Source organism: Flexivirga meconopsidis, assembly GCF_026162425.1.
GTDB lineage: Bacteria > Actinomycetota > Actinomycetes > Actinomycetales > Dermatophilaceae > Flexivirga > Flexivirga meconopsidis.
The window spans coordinates 417,209-434,412 of sequence record NZ_JAOBQJ010000005.1 but is presented as its reverse complement, the minus strand read 5'-3'; the positions used below and the strand labels follow the sequence as shown (position 1 = coordinate 434,412).

Annotated in this window: 22 protein-coding genes; 14 read left to right on the top strand and 8 right to left on the bottom strand. The window is 68.6% G+C overall.

The genetic code is table 11. The annotated features are described in order from the left end of the window. Positions 1-168: 168 nt before the first annotated feature. Complete coding sequence (locus N2M23_RS18550; protein ID WP_265447578.1) at positions 169-1,011, bottom strand: LysR family transcriptional regulator; 843 nt, start codon at positions 1,009-1,011, stop codon at positions 169-171. An 89-nt stretch (positions 1,012-1,100) separates the two neighbouring features. Between N2M23_RS18550 and N2M23_RS18545 the strand changes: the two genes are divergently transcribed. Together N2M23_RS18545 and N2M23_RS18540 are read left to right on the top strand one after the other, a co-directional pair. After that, positions 1,101-2,072 (top strand): DMT family transporter, encoded by a 972-nt coding sequence (locus N2M23_RS18545; protein ID WP_265447576.1) that lies wholly within the window; start codon positions 1,101-1,103, stop codon positions 2,070-2,072. Beyond that, complete coding sequence (locus N2M23_RS18540) at positions 1,972-2,646, top strand: histone deacetylase (protein WP_265447574.1); 675 nt, start codon at positions 1,972-1,974, stop codon at positions 2,644-2,646. The genes N2M23_RS18545 and N2M23_RS18540 overlap by 101 nt, the downstream gene beginning before the upstream one ends. Here N2M23_RS18540 and N2M23_RS18535 read toward each other — a convergent pair. Next, positions 2,547-3,161, bottom strand: a complete 615-nt coding sequence (locus N2M23_RS18535) for a MerR family transcriptional regulator (RefSeq protein ID WP_265447572.1) — start codon at positions 3,159-3,161, stop codon at positions 2,547-2,549. The genes N2M23_RS18540 and N2M23_RS18535 overlap by 100 nt on opposite strands. A gap of 73 nt (positions 3,162-3,234) precedes the next feature. On the opposite strand from N2M23_RS18535, the gene N2M23_RS18530 reads away from it, so the two are divergent. Then, positions 3,235-3,738 (top strand): DUF4188 domain-containing protein, encoded by a 504-nt coding sequence (locus N2M23_RS18530; protein ID WP_265447570.1) that lies wholly within the window; start codon positions 3,235-3,237, stop codon positions 3,736-3,738. Then, on the top strand, positions 3,735-4,241 hold the full coding sequence (locus N2M23_RS18525; RefSeq protein ID WP_265447569.1) for an SRPBCC family protein: 507 nt from the start codon (positions 3,735-3,737) through the stop codon (positions 4,239-4,241). Before N2M23_RS18530 ends, N2M23_RS18525 begins: the two co-directional genes overlap by 4 nt. Here N2M23_RS18525 and N2M23_RS18520 read toward each other — a convergent pair. After that, positions 4,223-4,975, bottom strand: coding sequence for an IclR family transcriptional regulator (locus N2M23_RS18520; RefSeq protein WP_171156433.1), 753 nt, complete (start codon positions 4,973-4,975; stop codon positions 4,223-4,225). The two genes, N2M23_RS18525 and N2M23_RS18520, sit on opposite strands and share 19 nt — an antisense overlap. A gap of 110 nt (positions 4,976-5,085) precedes the next feature. On the opposite strand from N2M23_RS18520, the gene leuC reads away from it, so the two are divergent. The 3 genes from leuC to N2M23_RS18505 all read left to right on the top strand — a co-directional run bounded on the left by leuC (position 5,086) and on the right by N2M23_RS18505 (position 8,053). Continuing rightward, the gene (gene leuC / locus N2M23_RS18515) at positions 5,086-6,483 is read left to right on the top strand and encodes a 3-isopropylmalate dehydratase large subunit (protein ID WP_265447567.1); all 1,398 of its coding nucleotides are present in this window, start codon (positions 5,086-5,088) and stop codon (positions 6,481-6,483) included. A gap of 32 nt (positions 6,484-6,515) precedes the next feature. Then, positions 6,516-7,109: a 3-isopropylmalate dehydratase small subunit gene (leuD, locus tag N2M23_RS18510; protein ID WP_265447566.1), complete on the top strand. Its 594-nt coding sequence runs from the start codon at positions 6,516-6,518 to the stop codon at positions 7,107-7,109. Positions 7,110-7,429: 320 nt separating this feature from the next. After that, positions 7,430-8,053 carry an HU family DNA-binding protein gene (locus tag N2M23_RS18505; RefSeq protein ID WP_265447564.1) on the top strand — a complete coding sequence of 208 codons (624 nt, stop codon included), beginning with the start codon at positions 7,430-7,432 and terminating at the stop codon, positions 8,051-8,053. A 74-nt stretch (positions 8,054-8,127) separates the two neighbouring features. Here the strand turns inward: N2M23_RS18505 and N2M23_RS18500 are convergent, their stop codons facing one another. Together N2M23_RS18500 and cofC are read right to left on the bottom strand one after the other, a co-directional pair. Next, positions 8,128-8,340, bottom strand: a complete 213-nt coding sequence (locus tag N2M23_RS18500; RefSeq protein ID WP_265447563.1) for a hypothetical protein — start codon at positions 8,338-8,340, stop codon at positions 8,128-8,130. Positions 8,341-8,350: 10 nt separating this feature from the next. Beyond that, positions 8,351-8,980, bottom strand: a complete 630-nt coding sequence (cofC, locus tag N2M23_RS18495; protein WP_265447561.1) for a 2-phospho-L-lactate guanylyltransferase — start codon at positions 8,978-8,980, stop codon at positions 8,351-8,353. 137 nt (positions 8,981-9,117) lie between these two features. On the opposite strand from cofC, the gene N2M23_RS18490 reads away from it, so the two are divergent. The 5 genes from N2M23_RS18490 to N2M23_RS21055 all read left to right on the top strand — a co-directional run bounded on the left by N2M23_RS18490 (position 9,118) and on the right by N2M23_RS21055 (position 13,031). Beyond that, positions 9,118-9,885 carry a lysophospholipid acyltransferase family protein gene (locus N2M23_RS18490; protein ID WP_265447560.1) on the top strand — a complete coding sequence of 256 codons (768 nt, stop codon included), beginning with the start codon at positions 9,118-9,120 and terminating at the stop codon, positions 9,883-9,885. Further along, entirely contained in the window at positions 9,882-10,883 is a 1,002-nt protein-coding gene (locus N2M23_RS18485) for an NAD(P)H-dependent glycerol-3-phosphate dehydrogenase (protein ID WP_265447558.1), read from the top strand. Before N2M23_RS18490 ends, N2M23_RS18485 begins: the two co-directional genes overlap by 4 nt. Before the next feature lie 83 nt (positions 10,884-10,966). Continuing rightward, positions 10,967-11,401, top strand: coding sequence for a MarR family winged helix-turn-helix transcriptional regulator (locus N2M23_RS18480; protein WP_265447556.1), 435 nt, complete (start codon positions 10,967-10,969; stop codon positions 11,399-11,401). Continuing rightward, complete coding sequence (locus N2M23_RS18475) at positions 11,398-11,973, top strand: cysteine hydrolase family protein (protein ID WP_265447555.1); 576 nt, start codon at positions 11,398-11,400, stop codon at positions 11,971-11,973. The genes N2M23_RS18480 and N2M23_RS18475 overlap by 4 nt, the downstream gene beginning before the upstream one ends. Continuing rightward, positions 11,970-13,031, top strand: coding sequence for an FUSC family protein (locus N2M23_RS21055; protein ID WP_265447554.1), 1,062 nt, complete (start codon positions 11,970-11,972; stop codon positions 13,029-13,031). Before N2M23_RS18475 ends, N2M23_RS21055 begins: the two co-directional genes overlap by 4 nt. Here N2M23_RS21055 and N2M23_RS18465 read toward each other — a convergent pair. Further along, positions 13,013-14,077 (bottom strand): trans-sulfuration enzyme family protein, encoded by a 1,065-nt coding sequence (locus N2M23_RS18465; protein ID WP_265447553.1) that lies wholly within the window; start codon positions 14,075-14,077, stop codon positions 13,013-13,015. The genes N2M23_RS21055 and N2M23_RS18465 overlap by 19 nt on opposite strands. Before the next feature lie 82 nt (positions 14,078-14,159). On the opposite strand from N2M23_RS18465, the gene N2M23_RS18460 reads away from it, so the two are divergent. Then, complete coding sequence (locus N2M23_RS18460; RefSeq protein WP_265447552.1) at positions 14,160-15,302, top strand: D-alanine--D-alanine ligase family protein; 1,143 nt, start codon at positions 14,160-14,162, stop codon at positions 15,300-15,302. An 18-nt stretch (positions 15,303-15,320) separates the two neighbouring features. Here N2M23_RS18460 and N2M23_RS18455 read toward each other — a convergent pair whose 3' ends face one another. Both N2M23_RS18455 and N2M23_RS18450 read right to left on the bottom strand, forming a co-directional pair. After that, positions 15,321-15,794 (bottom strand): DUF3515 domain-containing protein, encoded by a 474-nt coding sequence (locus N2M23_RS18455; protein WP_265447550.1) that lies wholly within the window; start codon positions 15,792-15,794, stop codon positions 15,321-15,323. Then, positions 15,773-16,006: an Lrp/AsnC family transcriptional regulator gene (locus tag N2M23_RS18450; RefSeq protein WP_171156454.1), complete on the bottom strand. Its 234-nt coding sequence runs from the start codon at positions 16,004-16,006 to the stop codon at positions 15,773-15,775. Before N2M23_RS18450 ends, N2M23_RS18455 begins: the two co-directional genes overlap by 22 nt. Before the next feature lie 125 nt (positions 16,007-16,131). Here N2M23_RS18450 and thiL point away from each other — a divergent pair, with 125 nt between their 5' ends. Further along, on the top strand, positions 16,132-17,103 hold the full coding sequence (thiL, locus tag N2M23_RS18445) for a thiamine-phosphate kinase (RefSeq protein WP_265447548.1): 972 nt from the start codon (positions 16,132-16,134) through the stop codon (positions 17,101-17,103). Positions 17,104-17,204 lie beyond the last annotated feature (101 nt).

Sequence of the window (17,204 nt, the reverse complement as noted above, 5' to 3'; positions counted from 1 at the left end):
CACCGAAAAGGTGGGCGACGCGCCGTGCGGGCCCGGAACTCACCGAAAAGGTGGGCGACGCGCCGTGCGGGCCCGGAACTCACCGAAAAGGTGGGCGACGCGCCGTGCCGGCCCGGATCTTCGGCGCGTCAGCCACCTTATCGGTGAGAAATGCGCGGGACCGGCGGGTCACCCGCGCATGGCCCGGCGTACGGCGGAGGTCACTGCGCGCGCGGCGGCGCGCGGCACGTCCGGCGCGGCCCGCACCACCATCCGCGCGGGCGGGGGCTCCGGCAGTGCGGACACCTCCTGCAAACCTTCCGGCGCGCGGTCCAGCGTGGGCAGCAGGATCACCCCCAGGCCGGCGCGGGTGGCCGAGTGCCCGCCGGACAGGAAGCTCACCTCGGCAACCACGTCGTAGTCGATGCCGGCCGCGCCGAGGGTGTCGAAGGTCGGTGCGCGCAACATGCACGGCTCGTCGAAGGCGATCACCTGCAGCGGTCCGGGTGCATCGACGGCGAAGTCGGGCGCGGCATACCAGGTGAGGCGCAGGCGGCTGCGTTCGGCGGGCGGCGCCTCGCCGACCTCGGCGAGGACCACGAGATCGACCGCGCCGGCGGCGAACGCCTGTTGCACATTGGCCGTGCGGTCCAGCCGGAAGCGCACCGGCTGCTCGGGGTGGCTCTCGTGCAGGGCGGCCGAGATCTCCGGCAGGAGCATCTCGGCCGCGTGCTCGGAGGCGCCGATGGTCAACGTGCGCGACGTGCCCGCCTCGAAGAGGCGGACGGCGTCGTCGTGCGCGGCAAGGATGCGGCGCGCCTCGGCGAGCAGCCGCTCGCCATCGGAGGTGAACCTGGTCTGCCGGCCGATGCGCTCGACGAGGCGGTGTCCGGTTGCCTGCTCCAGCTTGCGCACGTGCTGACTGACCGCGGACTGTGTCAGGTGCAGCGTCGCTGCCGCACGGTGGAAGCCGCCCGAACCCGCGATCGCGACCAGTGAGCGCAGTGGAGTGATGTCGAGGGTGGTCGTCACCCGCTCACCATACCGATCAGTAAATCTGATTGATAGTGATCACTAATCATTGTTGGACGTATGACGGGGGCCTCGCAACGATGGACGACATGTCGTTGTCCTCGCGTCTCGCGATCCCGGTCGTCGTCTTCTACTCGCTCGGATACCCGCTCGGCGCGCTTGCCGTGCAGGCGATGTCCCCGGGGCCGGTGATGGTGTTGCGGTTCGCGCTCTCGGCCCCGGTCCTGTTGGCAATCAGTGCATTTCGCGGGGTCTCCTGGCCGCGCGGTCGCATGCTGCACGTCGCGATCGTCGGCCTGTTGATCCAGGCCGTGCAGTTCATCGCGTCCTACTGGGCCATGGACCTCGGCCTCTCCCCGGTGCTGCTTGCTCTCACGGTCGCGATGAATCCGCTGGCGACCGCGGTGCTCGCGGCGGTGCTGCTCGGCGAGCGAGTCTCCCGGCGCAAGCTGATCGCGCTGGCATTGGCGGTTATCGCGGTGCTGATCGCCTTTGCCGGGCGGCTGGGTGCATCCGGGGGCGTCGGTGTCGGTCTGGCGGGCGCGGTGATCGCATTGCTCGGGCTGTCGTTCGGCGGCGTCTACCAGCAGCGTCATGTGCGCGGGGTCGATCCGATCCTCGGCACCGCGATCGGGCTCACCGCGTCACTGCCTCCCGCGCTCGTCTTCGCGCTCTCCGAGCCGATCGAGGTCCACCGGCCCCGGCAGGCGGTGCTGTCCGTTGCCGCCATGGTGCTGTTCAGTTCACTGATCGGGATGAGTCTCTACTTCGCGGCCCTGCGGTCCGGCGGGGCGTCGCAGGTTGCGATGCTGTTCGCCGTCATACCGTCCGGCGCTGCACTGCTGAGCTGGCTGTTGCTGGGCGAGCGACCCGACGTCGGGGTGGTCATCGGCCTGGTCGTCGGCGCGGTGGCCTGTGTCATCGGTCGTGACAGCCCGCCTCGGCTGCGATCATCGGCGAGTGACCGACCGACTCTGGTACGCCGCCTACGGATCCAACATCTCCCCGGGTCGGCTGGACTGCTACCTGACCGGCGGCCGGCCTGCCGGCGCGACGCGTGACTATCCCGGCTGTCGGGACACGACCGAACCCGACGAGCGGGTGCCCCTGGAGCTGCCCGGCGCGGTCTTCTTCGGCTGGGAGTCGCCCTCCTGGGGCGGGGGAGTCGCGTTCTACGATCCCGACGCGTCGGGGCGCGCACTGGTGACGGCATACCGGCTCGGCGCCGACCAGCTGGCCGACATCTGGGCGCAGGAGATGCATCGGCAGCCGGGAGCCGACCTCGACCTGGATTTGCTGCTGCGGCGCGGCTCTCTGGTCGCGGGACCTGGCAGGTACGAACGGCTGCTCGTGGTCGATGAATTCGGGTCGGATCCGGTTGTGACCTTCACCTTCCCTCGGGGGCATCGCCCGGCGGAGAACCCGCCGAGCCCCGCGTATGCCGACACGATCGTGCGGGGCCTGGTCGAGACGCACGGGCTGTCCGAGGATGTCGCGCGCACGTATGTCGCGTCGCTCGCCCCGCCACCTGAGCTCTACTCGCTCTCGAAAAGCGTTGCGCTCCTGTGCTGTTGGGCCAGGCGCCGCAGGGTGGCGAGGACGGGGTCGGTGAGCACGGTGCCAACCACCACCTGACGCAGAGCGGCGGCCGGATCGTCCGGAACGGTCGACAGGTCGGCCTCCGCGATCGACTCGGCCGCATCGGCCCACGCGGCGAGCGGTGCACCGTCGGCGAGATTGATGCCGGCGTCGAGCACGGCGTGCAGCTGCTCGCCCAGGAGGTCGACGAGCGGCTCGTCGTCCCGGATCTGCCACCCGCGTTGATCAACGAATTCACGTGCGAATGCTGTCCATTCCGGATCTGCGTGGGCGTCCTCGGGGCGCAGGGCGTCCTGCGCGGCGCCGAGCAGGTGGTGCCGGCTGGTGGGCGGATCGTCCAGTGCGTCGAGCACCTGACGCACCCGCGCGAGGCTCAGCCCGCCGGCTTCGCTCAGTGCCCGGATCAGGCGAACCCGCTCGGCGTGGCTCTCGTCATACATCGCCTGGGTGCGACTGGTCTGTTGACCGGGGTGCAGCAGGCCCTCGCGCAGATAGAACTTCAGCGTCGCCACCGCGACGCCGGTCTCGTGGGAGAGCTGGGAGATCCGCATGCGGTAGATCTTGACATTAGATAGTGTCACTCGCCAATAATGGGGAGTGTCACTATCCAATAAAGGAGCGGTCATGAAATTCACCATGACGACCCACGCCCACGAGGGCGAACTCGCGGTCTTCCTCATCGGGATGACCGTGCGCAAGCCGTGGCGCGTCGATCAATGGGCCAGAGTCGGTGCCGCGATGGCCAAGATGCAACTCGAGCTGCAGCGCAACAAGGCGGCCGCCGATCGAGGTGAGGCGCAGTGGCTCGGCTTCCTCGGCGGCTACAACTGCGTCGGCCCACGCGGGCCGGTCGTCGTGCAGTACTGGCGCAACGCGGAGGACATCTACCGCTACGCCAATGACGCTCGCCGGGTGCACCGCCCGGCCTGGCTGGAGCTCTACCGCAAGGCGCACGGGCAGAAACATGACGGAGGGATCGGCCTCTGGCACGAGACGTATGCCGTGCCGGCGGGCGGCCATGAGTCGGCATACGGGAATCTGCCGGACTGGGGGCTGGCCAAGGCGACCGGATCCATCCCGCTCAGCCGCCGCGGCCGCACCGCGCGCGAACGCATGGGCGCAGCATGAGCACCGAAGAGCGGTTGGAGGTCACCCGCTTCATCCCGTTCCCCGCCGACCAGATCTTCGCGGTGCTGACCGACCCGATGGGGCACGTCGACATCGACGCCAGCGGCATGCTGCAGGACGCCGAGGGGGAGCGCGTGACTCGGGTCGGCGACTCCTTCGTCGTACACATGGACCGCGAGGCGCTCGGCGACCTGCCGATGGGCCGGTATGACGTCACCGTCATCATCGAGACGTTCAAGGCCGATCGGGCGATCAGCTGGTCGGTGCTCGGCACGGTGCGCTCCGGCATCGGGCACACCTTCGGCTACCGTCTCGAGCCGGGTGACGGCGGCACAACGGTCACCTCGGTCTACGACTGGTCGACGGCCAGCGCCGAGTGGCGGGCGGGCGGCATCTTCCCGGTCGTGTCGCAGGCCGCGCTACGCGGCACGCTGGGGATTCTGGAGCGGGTCGTACGACGCCGCACCTCGGATCCCCAGGTAGCTCAGGCGGTTTCGGTCTGACGCGGTTGCTGCGTGGCCGCGTGCGCGCGGGCCAGCACCTCGGTCAGCTTGTTGGCGCCGGCGACCACGGTGGCGGCGTGCAGCCGGCCGGGCTGGCGTGAGACTCGCTCGATGGGCCCGGAGATGGACACCGCGGCGATGACCCGTCCGGAAGGACTGCGCACGGGCGCAGACACCGACGCGACGCCTTGCTCGCGCTCGCTCACGCTCTGCGACCATCCGCGCCGGCGGACCGCGGACAGCATGGTCGCGGTGAACTTCGCGCCCTGCAGGCCCCGGTGCAACCGGTCGGGCTCCTCCCAGGCCAAGAGGATCTGGGCGGCTGAGCCCGCCTGCATGGACAGCGTCGCGCCGACCGGGATCGAGTCGCGCAGCCCCATCGGACGGTCGGCCGCCGCGACGCAGATGCGCTGGTCGCCCTGGCGGCGGAACAGCTGCGCGCTCTCGCCGCAGTGGTCGCGCAGTGCGCCGAGCACCGGACCGGCGGCGGCGAGCAGGCGGTCCTCGCCCGCGGCAGAAGCCAGCTCGGCCAGGCGCGGGCCGAGGATGAAGCGGCCCTGCATGTCCCGTGCGACCAGCCGGTGGTGCTCCAGCGCGACGGCCAGGCGGTGCGCCGTGGGACGGGCCAGACCGGTGTGCGCGACGAGCTGGGCAAGCGTCGACGGACCCGCCTCGAGGGCGGAAAGCACGACTGCGGCCTTGTCGAGAACGCCGACTCCGCTAGAGTTGTCCATGCATTGATATTGCAGTCTCAGTCCGCGAGACGCAAGTCCTTCCGCAAAATTGGCGAGTCAGGCTGAGGATGCAGACGGGGCGAGAAGAACATTCGTGAAGGAGGTCCATCGTGGGACGCACGTTGGCGGAGAAGGTCTGGGAACACCACGTGGTGCGGCATGCCGAGGGCGAGCCCGACCTGCTCTACATCGACCTGCACCTGCTGCACGAGGTCACCAGCCCCCAGGCGTTCGACGGCCTCCGTCTCGCCGGCCGGACGGTGCGCCGACCGGACCTGACGCTCGGCACCGAGGACCACAACGTGCCGACGACGCCCGGCCCGATCGTCGACCCGGTGAGCCTGACCCAGGTGGAGACCATGCGGAAGAACTGCGCCGAGTTCGGCGTGCGGCTCTTCCCGATGGGCGACGCCGAGCAGGGCATCGTGCACATCATCGGCCCGCAGCTGGGTCTGACCCAGCCGGGTATGACGATCGTCTGCGGCGACAGCCACACCTCGACACACGGCGCCTTCGGAGCGCTGGCATTCGGCATCGGCACCAGCGAGGTGGAGCACGTGCTCGCCACCCAGACGCTGCCGCTGAAGCCGTTCAAGACCATGGCGATCAACGTCGACGGCGAACTGCCCGACGGCGTGACGGCCAAGGACATCATCCTGGCGGTCATCGCCGAGATCGGCACCGGCGGCGGCCAGGGCTACGTGCTGGAATATCGCGGCGAGGCGATCCGCGCGCTGTCGATGGAGGCGCGAATGACGGTGTGCAACATGTCGATCGAGGCCGGCGCCCGCGCGGGGATGATCGCCCCGGACGACACCACCTTCGACTACCTCAAGGGCCGCGACTACGCGCCGAAGGGCGCCGACTGGGATGCCGCAGTCGCCGCGTGGCGCGAGCTGGAGACCGATGACGACGCGACCTACGACGCCGAGATCGACATCGACGCGTCGCAGCTCTCGCCATACGTCACGTGGGGGACCAACCCCGGTCAAGGGCTCCCGTTGTCGGCGAATGTCCCTGACCCCGAGATGCTTTCGGACGACGGTGAGCGCACCGCGGCCGAGCGTGCGATCGCATACATGGGCCTCACCCCGGGCGCACCGCTGCGCGACATCAGCGTCGACACCGTCTTCCTCGGCTCCTGCACCAACGGCCGGATCGAGGACCTGCGGGCCGCGGCCGAGATCGTCAAGGGCCGCAAGGTGGCCGGCAGTGTGCGGATGCTCGTCGTGCCCGGCTCCGCAAAGGTCCGGCTGCAGGCCGAATCCGAAGGCCTGGACAAGGTGTTCACCGACGCCGGCGCCGAATGGCGGCTGGCTGGCTGCTCGATGTGCCTCGGTATGAACCCCGACCAATTGGCGCCGGGGGAGCGGAGCGCGTCCACCTCGAATCGCAATTTCGAAGGACGGCAGGGCAAGGGCGGGCGCACCCACCTGGTGAGTCCGCTGGTCGCGGCGGCGACCGCGATCCGCGGCACGCTGTCCAGCCCGGCAGACCTGTCCAAGTAGCGGGCCCCGCACCACCAGAGAGGACTTCAGCCATGGAGCAGTTCACCAAGCACACCGGCGTCGGGGTGCCGCTGCGGCGCAGCAACGTCGACACCGACCAGATCATCCCGGCCGTCTACCTCAAGCGGGTCACCCGTTCCGGCTTCGAGGACGGCCTCTTCTCGGCCTGGCGCAGCGACGACACGTTCGTGCTGAACAACCCTGACTTCGCTCAGGGTTCGGTGCTCGTCGCCGGTCCGGACTTCGGCACCGGGTCATCCCGGGAGCACGCCGTCTGGGCGCTGATGGACTACGGCTTCCGGGTCGTGCTGTCCTCGCGCTTCGCCGACATCTTCCGGGGCAACTCCGGCAAGTCCGGCCTGCTCACCGCTCAGTTGCGGCAGGAGGACATCGAGCTGATCTGGAAGCTGCTGGAGAACGAACCGGGCATGGAGCTGACGGTCGATCTCGAGCAGCGCACGGTCACCGCCGGTGAGCACGTGTTCGCTTTCGAGGTCGATGACTACACCCGCTGGCGGCTGCTCGAGGGCCTCGACGACGTCAGTTTGACCCTCCGACACGCGGACGAGATCACAAATTTCGAATCCACCCGTCCGGATTGGAAACCCGCCGTCGAACCGGCCTGATATCGCCCATATCCCGCTGATTCGCGTGGTCTGCCCTGCGGGGTGGACCACGCGAATTTCATTGTGCAGTAATGATATTCGGGATTCTGTGGTATGAGACGCCCCTGTCGGCTCGGCCGCGGCCATCGACGGTCCGGGTGTCACCGGCGAGGGTTGCGGACCTCCCAAAGCTGTTGTGCCTTAGGCAAATTCCGCGCGTGGTTGGTTGCCGACCGGGCCTGCGAGGCATACCGTCTTGTCCCAATCGAGTGCATGAAGCTCGAGGTATGCAATCCGCAGCCCGGCATTTGCCGGCCGCACCTTTGAAGGGGACACGACCCATGAACAAGGCAGAGCTCATCGAGAGCCTCGAATCTCGCCTGGGCAGCAAGAAGGCCGCAAGCGACGCGCTCGAGGCTGTCGTGGACGCGATCATCCGCGAGGTTGCCAAGGGCAACAAGGTCGGCATCACCGGCTTCGGCACGTTCGAGAAGATCTCGCGCGCAGCCCGCACCGGGCGCAACCCGCGCACCGGCACGACCGTGCGCATCAAGAAGACCGCGGTGCCGAAGTTCAAGCCCGGCACGGCCTTCAAGTCCGTTGTCGCTGACCCGCGTTCGCTGCCGAAGACCGGCAACGCCGGTGGGCGTGCGTCGGCGGCCGGCGCTCCGGCGAAGAAGACCACCACCAAGAAGGCGGCTGTCAAGAAGACCGCCGCGAAGAAGGCGACGGCGAAGAAGGCGACCGCCAAGACCGCCGCCGCGAAGAAGACCACGGCGAAGAAGGCAACCGCCAAGACCACTGCCGCGAAGAAGACCACGGCCAAGAAGGCGACCGCCAAGACCACCGCCGCGAAGAAGACCACGGCCAAGAAGACCGTCGCGAAGAAGGCGCCGGCGAAGAAGGCTCCCGCCAAGAAGACGGCAGCCAAGAAGGCGACCGCGAAGAAGGCCTCGCGTCGCTGAGGACCGCAGCTGATTTGGCCCGCCCCGTCATACGACTGGGCGGGCCGAATTGCGTTGTGGCAGAGCGGCTCGCCTCAGCGGATGCGCTGGCCGGAGCCGATGCCGACGATCCAGAGACGACTCACCCCCAACGACCCGACCTCGATGCTGACTCGCTGGCCGACACGCAAGTGGCGAAGCTCCGAAGCCGCGAAAACCGCGTGGGAGAAGGCAAGCACCCGACCATTGTCGGTGAGCACCGAGCCCTCGCCGGAGTCGTGATCGAATTCGTGAATCGTGGCCTGCATGGGCCCAAGACTATTCGCTGTCCAGCACCCGGCGGGTCCACGGCCCGACTCCGAGCGCGACCGCTGCCTGCAATGCAGCGTCGTCGTCGACATCCGTACGCAACCGGGGCAATTCGGGCTGCAACACGGTCGCAGTGCGTGCGTGCCGAGCGGCCGAACCGGTGCCGAACCGGGGGATCAGTCGGCTCCCGTCGTGGTGGGTGAGAAGGACCGTGCCGGTGCCGTCCCGGTCGGGAACGACGGCGGACTCGGTGGCGGCGCACGCCGCCAGACCGTCACGAAGTTCGCCGGCGCTCAGGGCGGGCAGGTCGCCGAGCAGGACCGCCGCCGGGGTGGCGGGGGCGGCGCTGCGGACCCGGTCGATGCCTGCCGTGATCGCGGGGTTCAAGCCGCGCCCGGGGTCGGACAGCACGTGTGCGCCCCGATCCTGCATCTGCAGGCGCACTTCGGGGTCCTCGGTCACCACCACGACCTGGTCAGCGGGCACGACTTCCAGAACGACCTGCAACGTGTCCAGCGCGATCGCGAGGGCGAGGTCGCTGCGTCGTACGCCCGCCGGAGGATGCAATCGCGACTTGCCGTACGCGCTGTGCTTGACCGGCACGATGACGTGCCAGGTCGACGTACCAGGGGAGTTCACGGGCATGATGTTCTCAGACCGACCTGCGGTCGCTCGCGGCGGTTCGGTCGCAAGACCGGCCCGTCTCGGTTTAGATAGCCGGTGGGCCGTTGACGAACCGGCTCACCGAACCACGAGCAGTAAAGGAGACTCGATCCGTGTCTCGGCCACCGATGAGCGAACACATCGAACCGATGTATTCCAAGGTCATTGCGACCCTGTACCCGGTGATGCAGCGCATCACCGTCCGCGAGTGGACCGGCATGGAGAACATTCCGCGCACAGGTGGTTTCGTTGCGGCGTCCAATCACACCTCGAACATGGACCACTTTCCGTTGGCACACTTTCTGGTCGATGCGGGACGCGCGCCGCACTACCTGGCGAAGTCCTCGTTGTTCAAACCGCCAGGCGTGAAGCAGATCATGTGGGGCACCGGGCAGATCCCGGTCTATCGCGGCACGAGTAAGGCCACCTCCGCGCTCTCGGCCGCCGAGGAGGCGCTTGAGCGTGGCGCCTGTGTTTGCGTCTACCCCGAGGGGACGATCACCCGCGAACCCGACTTCTGGCCGATGGTGGGCAAGTCCGGCGCTGCACGTCTGGCCCTGGAGACCGGTGTGCCGCTGGTGCCGATGGCAATGTGGGGCACTCGCGACATCATGTGGCCCTACAAGGACAAGCTGCCGAGGATCTGGCCGGCGAAAACGGTCAGTGTCAGCGCCGGTCCGGCGATCGACCTGGACGACTTGCGGGACGGGCCGGTCGACGCGAAGGCGCTGCGGGTGGCGACCGATCGATTGATGGACGCGATCACCGGTCTCCTCGAAGGGATTCGCGGGGAGCCGGCGCCGGATCACCGATTCGACCCGAGGACGGAGAAGGCGGCTCGTGGTCACGGCGCCGGCTCCGGCGAGGAACGGCCGCAATGACTCGGGTCGCGGTGCTCGGCGGCGGCAACTGGGGCACGGCGTACGCCGCGGTCATGGCCGACGCCGGGTGCACCGTGCGGCTGTGGGCTCGTCGCGCCGAGGTTGCGGACGAGATCAACCGCACCCGGGTCAACTCGGCCTACCTACCCGAACTCACCGTCCCGGAAGGCATTTCGGCGACCAGTGACTCCGCTGAGGCACTGGTCGACGCGGAGATTGTCGTGCTGGCGGTGCCCTCGCAGAGCCTGCGTGACAACCTCGCCGTATGGCGGGACCAACTGCCTGGGGACGCCCCTGTCGTGTCACTGATGAAGGGCATCGAGCTCGGCACGGGCGAACGCATGAGCGAGGTCATCGCGGACGCCGGGGGAGTGGACCCGGAGCGCATCGTCGTGGTCTCCGGTCCCAACCTCGCCCACGAGATCGCCGCGCAACAGCCGGCCGCTGCTGTGGTGGCATCGGCCAGCCCGCGGGCTCGCGCGCGAGTGGCAGAGGCGAGCGCGACCGGTTACTTCCGGCCCTACCTCGGCAACGACGTCATCGGCACCGAGATCGCGGGTGCCACCAAGAACGTCATCGCGTTGGCGGTGGGCATGGCCTCCGGCATGGGCATGGGCGATAACACGATGGCGAGCTTGCTGACCCGGGGGCTGGCCGAAACCGCCCGTCTCGGAACGGCTTTGGGCGCTGATCCACAGACCTTCCTGGGGCTGGCGGGTGTTGGAGACTTGGTGGCCACCTGTGCCTCGCCGCTGTCGCGTAACCGCACGTTCGGCTACAAGCTCGGCTCGGGAATGACCCTTGCCGAGGTCACCGCGAGCACGACCCAGACCGCCGAGGGCGTGAAGTCGTGCGAATCCATCCTGCAGCTGGCGCAGGGCGCGGGCGTTGATGTGCCGATCGTGGAGAACGTCGCTGCCGTCGTACACGAAGGGCGTAGCCCGCGAGATGTCGTGGGGGCCTTGATGTCCCGCGCGCGCAAGCACGAGGGTCACTGACGTCGTAGGCGTGAGGTGTTTCACACCGGCTGTTCACTCGCTGTATCTAGTTATGAAACGTAACTATATGTAATGCTCGGGCCATGAACTTCGACCAGGCGCGCACCGTGCGAGAAGGGTTGATGTCATTGCATCGGCGGCTACGTGCGGAGCACCTGGGCGAGGTGTCGCTCACGCTCATCCTCGTGTTGGGCGTCATTGACCGCCGGGGTGCACGCACGCATCCCAGTGATATCGCGGGGGAGTTGGGGATCGCCCGGTCGAACGTCGCGGTCGCCTTACGCGAGCTGACCGAGGCGGGTCTGGTCGTTGCGGGGGACGACCCTGAGGACGGACGACGCAAGCTGTTGCGACTCACCCCGCGCGGCAAGGCACTGCTGAAGCGAGACCGCGAACGCCGCGAGGCCTGGCTGGTGTCGGCAGCCGGCGACGAACTGTCGCCGGACGAACGGGAAACGCTGGTGCGGGCGGCGGACATCATGCGCCGGCTCGCCGACTGGAAGGGGACGGATCGATGAAAACTGCACTGATCGGTTTGGACTACATCGTCGACATCATGCATCCGGACGGGAAGATCGCCCGGGCTGCCGGACAGGCCGCTGAGCGCGGGATCGTGGACAAATTCAACAGCGCGCTGCGCCTCGGTCGGAGCGAGCGCTGGCTGAACGTGCTGGTGAAGGTCGGATTCGAGCCGGGTTACGCGGCGCAGCCGAAGAATTCGCCGATGTTCGGCAAGGCGCACGAGTATGGCGCGCTCGACCTCGCCGGGCAGGGCACGGCGTTTCACCCGGACCTCGACGACGAACTGGCGGACCTGGTGGTCACCAAGCCGCGGATCAGCGCGTTCTACGGGACCCGGCTCGGGCCGGCACTGTCGGCGGCGAAGGTGGACCGTGTCGTGCTCGCCGGAGTCAGCAGCGTGTGGGCCGTCCAGGCAACCGCGCGTGACGCGCACGACCGCGACTTCGAGGTGGTCGTGCTGGAGGACGCCTGCGCGGCCCCGACGGAGGCCGAGCACGAGGAGTCCATGCGGACGTTGCAGACGATCGCGACCATCACGACGACGGATCGACTCGGCGAGTTGTCGTGAGCACGCTCACCGGCGCGGCGCGCCGGCACGCCGACCTCTACCTCCGCCCGGAGCAGAACGCGCACTACAACTGGCGGCTCGGGATCGGCGTCGCCGCAATCGTCGGCCTGCCCATCGCCTTCGGTGTTGCCGTCGACGAGCGAACGGTCGGCGTGGTGGCCTCGCTCGCCGCGTGGTTCGTGGCGCTCGCCATACCCGAGGCTCATCCGGGACTTCGGCTGTTCGTGCTGGGCCGGCGCGCCGCGATCCTCACCGTTGCCTTTGCGGCCGGGCTGTTGGCATCCCCATCCGTCGGACTCTCCGTGCTCGGCATTCTGGTGCTCGGCATGCTGATCCCGGTGCCCGGTATGACGATCACGCCGCTGGTCACGTTCGTTATGGGCCTCAATCTGGCACCGGGCACCGAAACAGGCTCCGGGACAGTGGCATTCGGGGTCGGTGCCTGTTGGGCCGTGGCGCTGATGATGGTGCCGTTCGTCGGTGGCCGGTATGCCGCAGAGCGGCCGCCTCGCGGCCCGCGCCGGCCGATCGTGGCGACGGTGCACGGCCACGTGCGCAGCGGCTCGCCCGAATTTCGTTACGCGGCACAGGCGGCCATCTGTTGTGCGGTCGCCTACGTCGTGCTGAAGCTGCTCGACTGGCCGCACGAGTCATGGGCGATCGTCGGCATCCTGACCACGCTGCGACCGACCTGGGAGGCCACGCACGCACGGGTGGTAAAGCGCAGCGTGGGAATGGTCGGCGGGGCGGTGCTGACCGCGGTCATGCTGGCCGTCGTTGCCCAGACCTCCGTCTGGGTCGGGATCGTCACGATCGCGGTCTTCGGCGGCCTCGCTCGGCCCCTTCGTCAGTTCAACTACGGCTATTGGCCGATCTTCGGCACGCCAGTGCTGTTGCTCCTGGTCAGCGTCACCGATCACTTCCACACCATCGATGCGGTCTATCGGCTCGGCAACAACCTGCTCGGTGCCGCGGTGACCCTGGCCGCGGTGAATCTGTTGTGGCCACACCGAGTTCAGCACCCCCGCGGTGGTTTCCGTCAGGAGCGCAGCGCCTGATCCAGATCGCGCCAGAGGTCCTCGACGTGCTCGATGCCGACCGACAGGCGCAGCAGCGCGTCGGGCACGGTCGCCGGTTCGCCGGCATGCCGTCGGCGGCGTTCCAGCAGCGACTCGACGCCGCCCAGGCTGGTGGCCGGTAGCCACAGCTGCACCCGCCTCTCCACGGCTTCAGCAGCCTCGCGGCCACCTGCCGGCTCCAGCGCGATGATCGCCCCGAAGCCGGGGTAGCGCAGATCGGCCACCTGCGGGTGGCCGGCAAGTCGGAGTGCCAGCTCGGCGGCGTTCTCGCAGGACCGCTCCAGCCTCACGTGGAGCGTGCGCATCCCACGCAACGCCAGCCAGGTCTCGTGCGGCCCGGGGATCGCGCCATACATCACGCGGTGGGTCGAAAGCTGCTCGTAGAGTTCGTCGTTCGCGGTAACGGCGGCACCGAGCAGCACGTCCGAGTGGCCCGCGAGGAACTTGGTCACCGAGTGCACGACGACGTCCGCGCCGAGGGAGAGCGGCTGGGCCAGCAACGGCGTGTTGAAGGTGTTGTCGACGATGCTCAGCACGCCCTTGGCGCGGGCGGCGGACAGGATCGCCGGCAGATCGGCCGTTTCCAGCATCGGGTTGGTCGGCGACTCCATCCACAGCACGTCAGCACCGTCGAGAGCTGCCACGACCGCGGCGGTGTCGGTCGGGTCGACCCGGAGTGTGCGCAGCCGGCCGGCCTCCTCCTGCGCGGCCATGAGCGAGGACGAACCGTTGTAGACGTGCTCCGGCAACACGACTGTGCCGCCCTGCGGCGTCAGGGACAAGGCGGCACTGATCGCCGCCATACCGCTGGCGAAGGCGAGGGCACGACCACCCTCCAGCGCGCCGAGCACGTCCTCGAACGCCGTCCAGGTGGCGTTGCCGGATCGTCCGTAGTTGGCCCGGCCGTCCGCTACGAACGTCGAGCTGAGCTCAACGGGTGGCCCGACCGGGGCGCCCGGCCGGCGCGCCGGTCGGCCGAGGCCGACCAGACGGGTGGCCGGGGAGTGCGTGGAGTCGTCTGCCATGCGCTCACCCTGGCACGCCGCCGGACACCGGGGTGCCGGCGTTCGCAAGGTGGGCGCCCCCGGTCAGTTAGTCTCCTTCGTGATGAGCACCAGCAACGCACCCGAGAAGGTCGAGGACGGCGGGCGAAAGCCCGTCGTCGCAATTGTTTTCGGTGGACGATCCAGCGAGCACGCGGTCTCCTGTTCCACAGCCGCCAGCGTGTTGCGCGCGATCGACCGCGACCGCTTCGACGTCGTCCCGATCGGGATCGCACAGGACGGTCGCTGGCTGCTCATGGCCGACGATCCCGAGCCACTGCAACTGACCGCCGAGCACACGCCGAGCGTGCAGGGCGACACCACCGCGCTGATCCCAGCCAATCCGGGCGACCGCGAGTTGATGATCTTCCCGCCGGACGAGCCGCCGCGCCGCCTCACGACGGTCGACGTCGTCTTCCCGTTGCTGCACGGGCCATTCGGCGAGGACGGCACGTTGCAGGGCCTGCTCGAGCTGGCCGATACCCGTTACGTCGGGTCCGGGGTCGCCGCCTCCGCGGTGATGATGGACAAGGCACTGATGAAGGTCGTGTTCTCCGCCGCCGGGCTGCCCATCGGGCGGTATGTCGTGATCACCGACAAGGAGTGGCGACGCGACAAGGCCGCCGCTCTGGATCCGATCGCGGCTCTGGGCCTGCCGGTCTTCGTCAAGCCGGCTCGGGCCGGATCCAGCGTGGGCGTGGTCAAGGTGGACGACCCGGCCGACCTCGAGGCTGCGATCGAGAAGGCCCGCGAGTCGGATCCGAAGGTGTTGGTGGAGGCCGCGATCGACGGCCGCGAGGTCGAGTGCGGGGTGCTCGAAGGGCACGGCGCGGACCGGCCGCGGGCCAGCGAGATCGGCGAGATCACCGTGACCGGCGACCGGCATACGTTCTACGACTTCGCGGCGAAGTACCTCGACGACGACGCCCAGCTCACCTGCCCGGCGAAGCTGCCCAAGAGCGTCGCCGACGAGATTCGCGAGTTGTCGATCAAGGCGTTCGAAGCAGCCGGGTGCGAGGGGCTGGCCCGGGTCGACTGGTTCTACACCGCCGACGGGCGGCTGATGCTCAATGAAATCAACACGATGCCCGGCTTCACTCCGAGCTCGATGTTCCCGCGCATCTGGGCCGAAACCGGGTTCGACTACCCGTCGCTGATCACCGAGCTGATCACCCTGGCGATGGAGCGGCCGACCGGACTGCGCTGAGCCGCAGCCGGATTCGGCTCAGCTGCAGCGGTGTGACCCCTGCGGGATCTGCGCGGCGGCACCGGAGAACGCAGCGAGCGGCCACCCGCCATACTTCGTCGGCACCAGGATCTCGATCGCGGGGGTGCGGCCGTAGGTGACGTAGCGCGTCCCGTCGGACAGCTTGGTGGCCACCCAGTCGACATTGTTCGCGCTCACGCACTCGTCCGTGGTCGGGCCCGGGGAGGTGACCCCGCAGCGGGCGATGATCGCCGGGTCACCCCACGCGCGCACGGTCGGCGAGTCGGTCGTGAGCTTGCGCGGCTTCTCGTTGGACACGGTCGCGGGCCAGTGTTGAGAAACCTTGGCGCACAACGGGTTCGACGCCTTGTCGGCGGGCGACGCATCGACGGGCTTGGGTCCGTTGCTGCCGCAGCCGGCGAGTGTGAGCGCGAGCGCGACGGTGCCACCGGCTGCGGTGGCCCGGCGCGTCAGGGGTGTACGACGGTGCACGTGAGCGTGCGCATGATGCCGGGCGCGTCCTGGATCTTGGCGATGACCAGCGACCCGAGCTCGTCGAGCGTCGGTGCTTCCGCGCGCGCGATCACGTCATACGGCCCGGTGACGTCCTCGGAGGACAACACACCGGGGATCTCACGCACCGCGGCGGCGACCGCGGTCGCCTTGCCGAGGTCTGCCTGGATGAGGATGTAGGCCTGGACCATCACGATCTCCCGAGACTGGCTGGGGTACGCCGCACGCGACGCACGAGCTCGGCGCCGTCGCCGTGCTCGTGCGCACGCTACCGTGCGGTGCTGTCGCGACATGGAGGAAGGGCGGGACTTGACCAATGACTGACGATTCCACGGGTCGCACCCTGGCGGACCTGGACGAGGAGGGTCTGCTGGCACAGACCCTCCCGCGCTTCGCCACCGGCGACGACGTGCTCGTCGGGCCGGGAGATGACGCCGCCTTGTTGCGAGTCCGCACCGGCGCCGCCATCGCGACCACGGACACCATGGTGCTCGGGCGTGATTGGCTCGACGAGTGGTCGTCCGCGACGGACGTCGGTCACAAGATCGTGGTGCAGAACGTCGCCGATGTGGCCGCAATGGGTGGGCGGTGCACCGGTCTCCTGGTTACCCTGATCGCCGACCCCGCGACCCCGCTGCAGTGGGTGCTCGACTTCAACGCCGGCCTGGCCGAAGCAGTGGATGCCGCGAAAACCGTTGTCCTGGGCGGAGATCTGTCCTCGGCTCCCGTCGGAGTGCGTGCAGTCTCGGTGACCGCGCTCGGTGAGCTGGATGGTGTTGCTCCTGTCCTCCGGTCCGGTGCGCGGGTGGGCGATGTGGTCGCCGTGTGCGGCACACTTGGCCACGCGGCCGCGGGTTTGCTTCTGCTGCAACAAGATTCAGCCGCCGCTGCGCCGGATCTCGTTGCCGCGCAACGCCGTCCGCACTCGCCATACGAGCAGGGACCGCTGGCGGCGCGGGCCGGTGCCACGTCAATGATCGACATTTCGGACGGCCTGGTGCGAGACGCCGGCCGGATTGCCCGGTCGAGCGGTGCGCGCGTCGACCTCGACATCGACACGCTGCAGCCGGATATCGACCTACTCGCGCCCGCACTCGGCGCTGAGGCGGCGCAGCGGTGCGTGCTGACCGGAGGAGAGGAGCACTCGCTGCTGGCGACATTCCCGCCCGGCGCGGTGCCGAACGGTTGGCGGCAGGTCGGCAGGGTGCTGCGCGGAGACGGTGTGACGGTGGCAAAAGTTCCCCAAACGGGCGGCGGATGGGATCATTTCGGCACGCACTTCCGGTGAAATACACAGGGACACACGCGTTTCGACGTTCGATTGTGTAGGGGCGGCGGTAAGGTCAACACCGGGCGTGTGTAGCGTGTCACGTCGCTCCATCAAAGCTC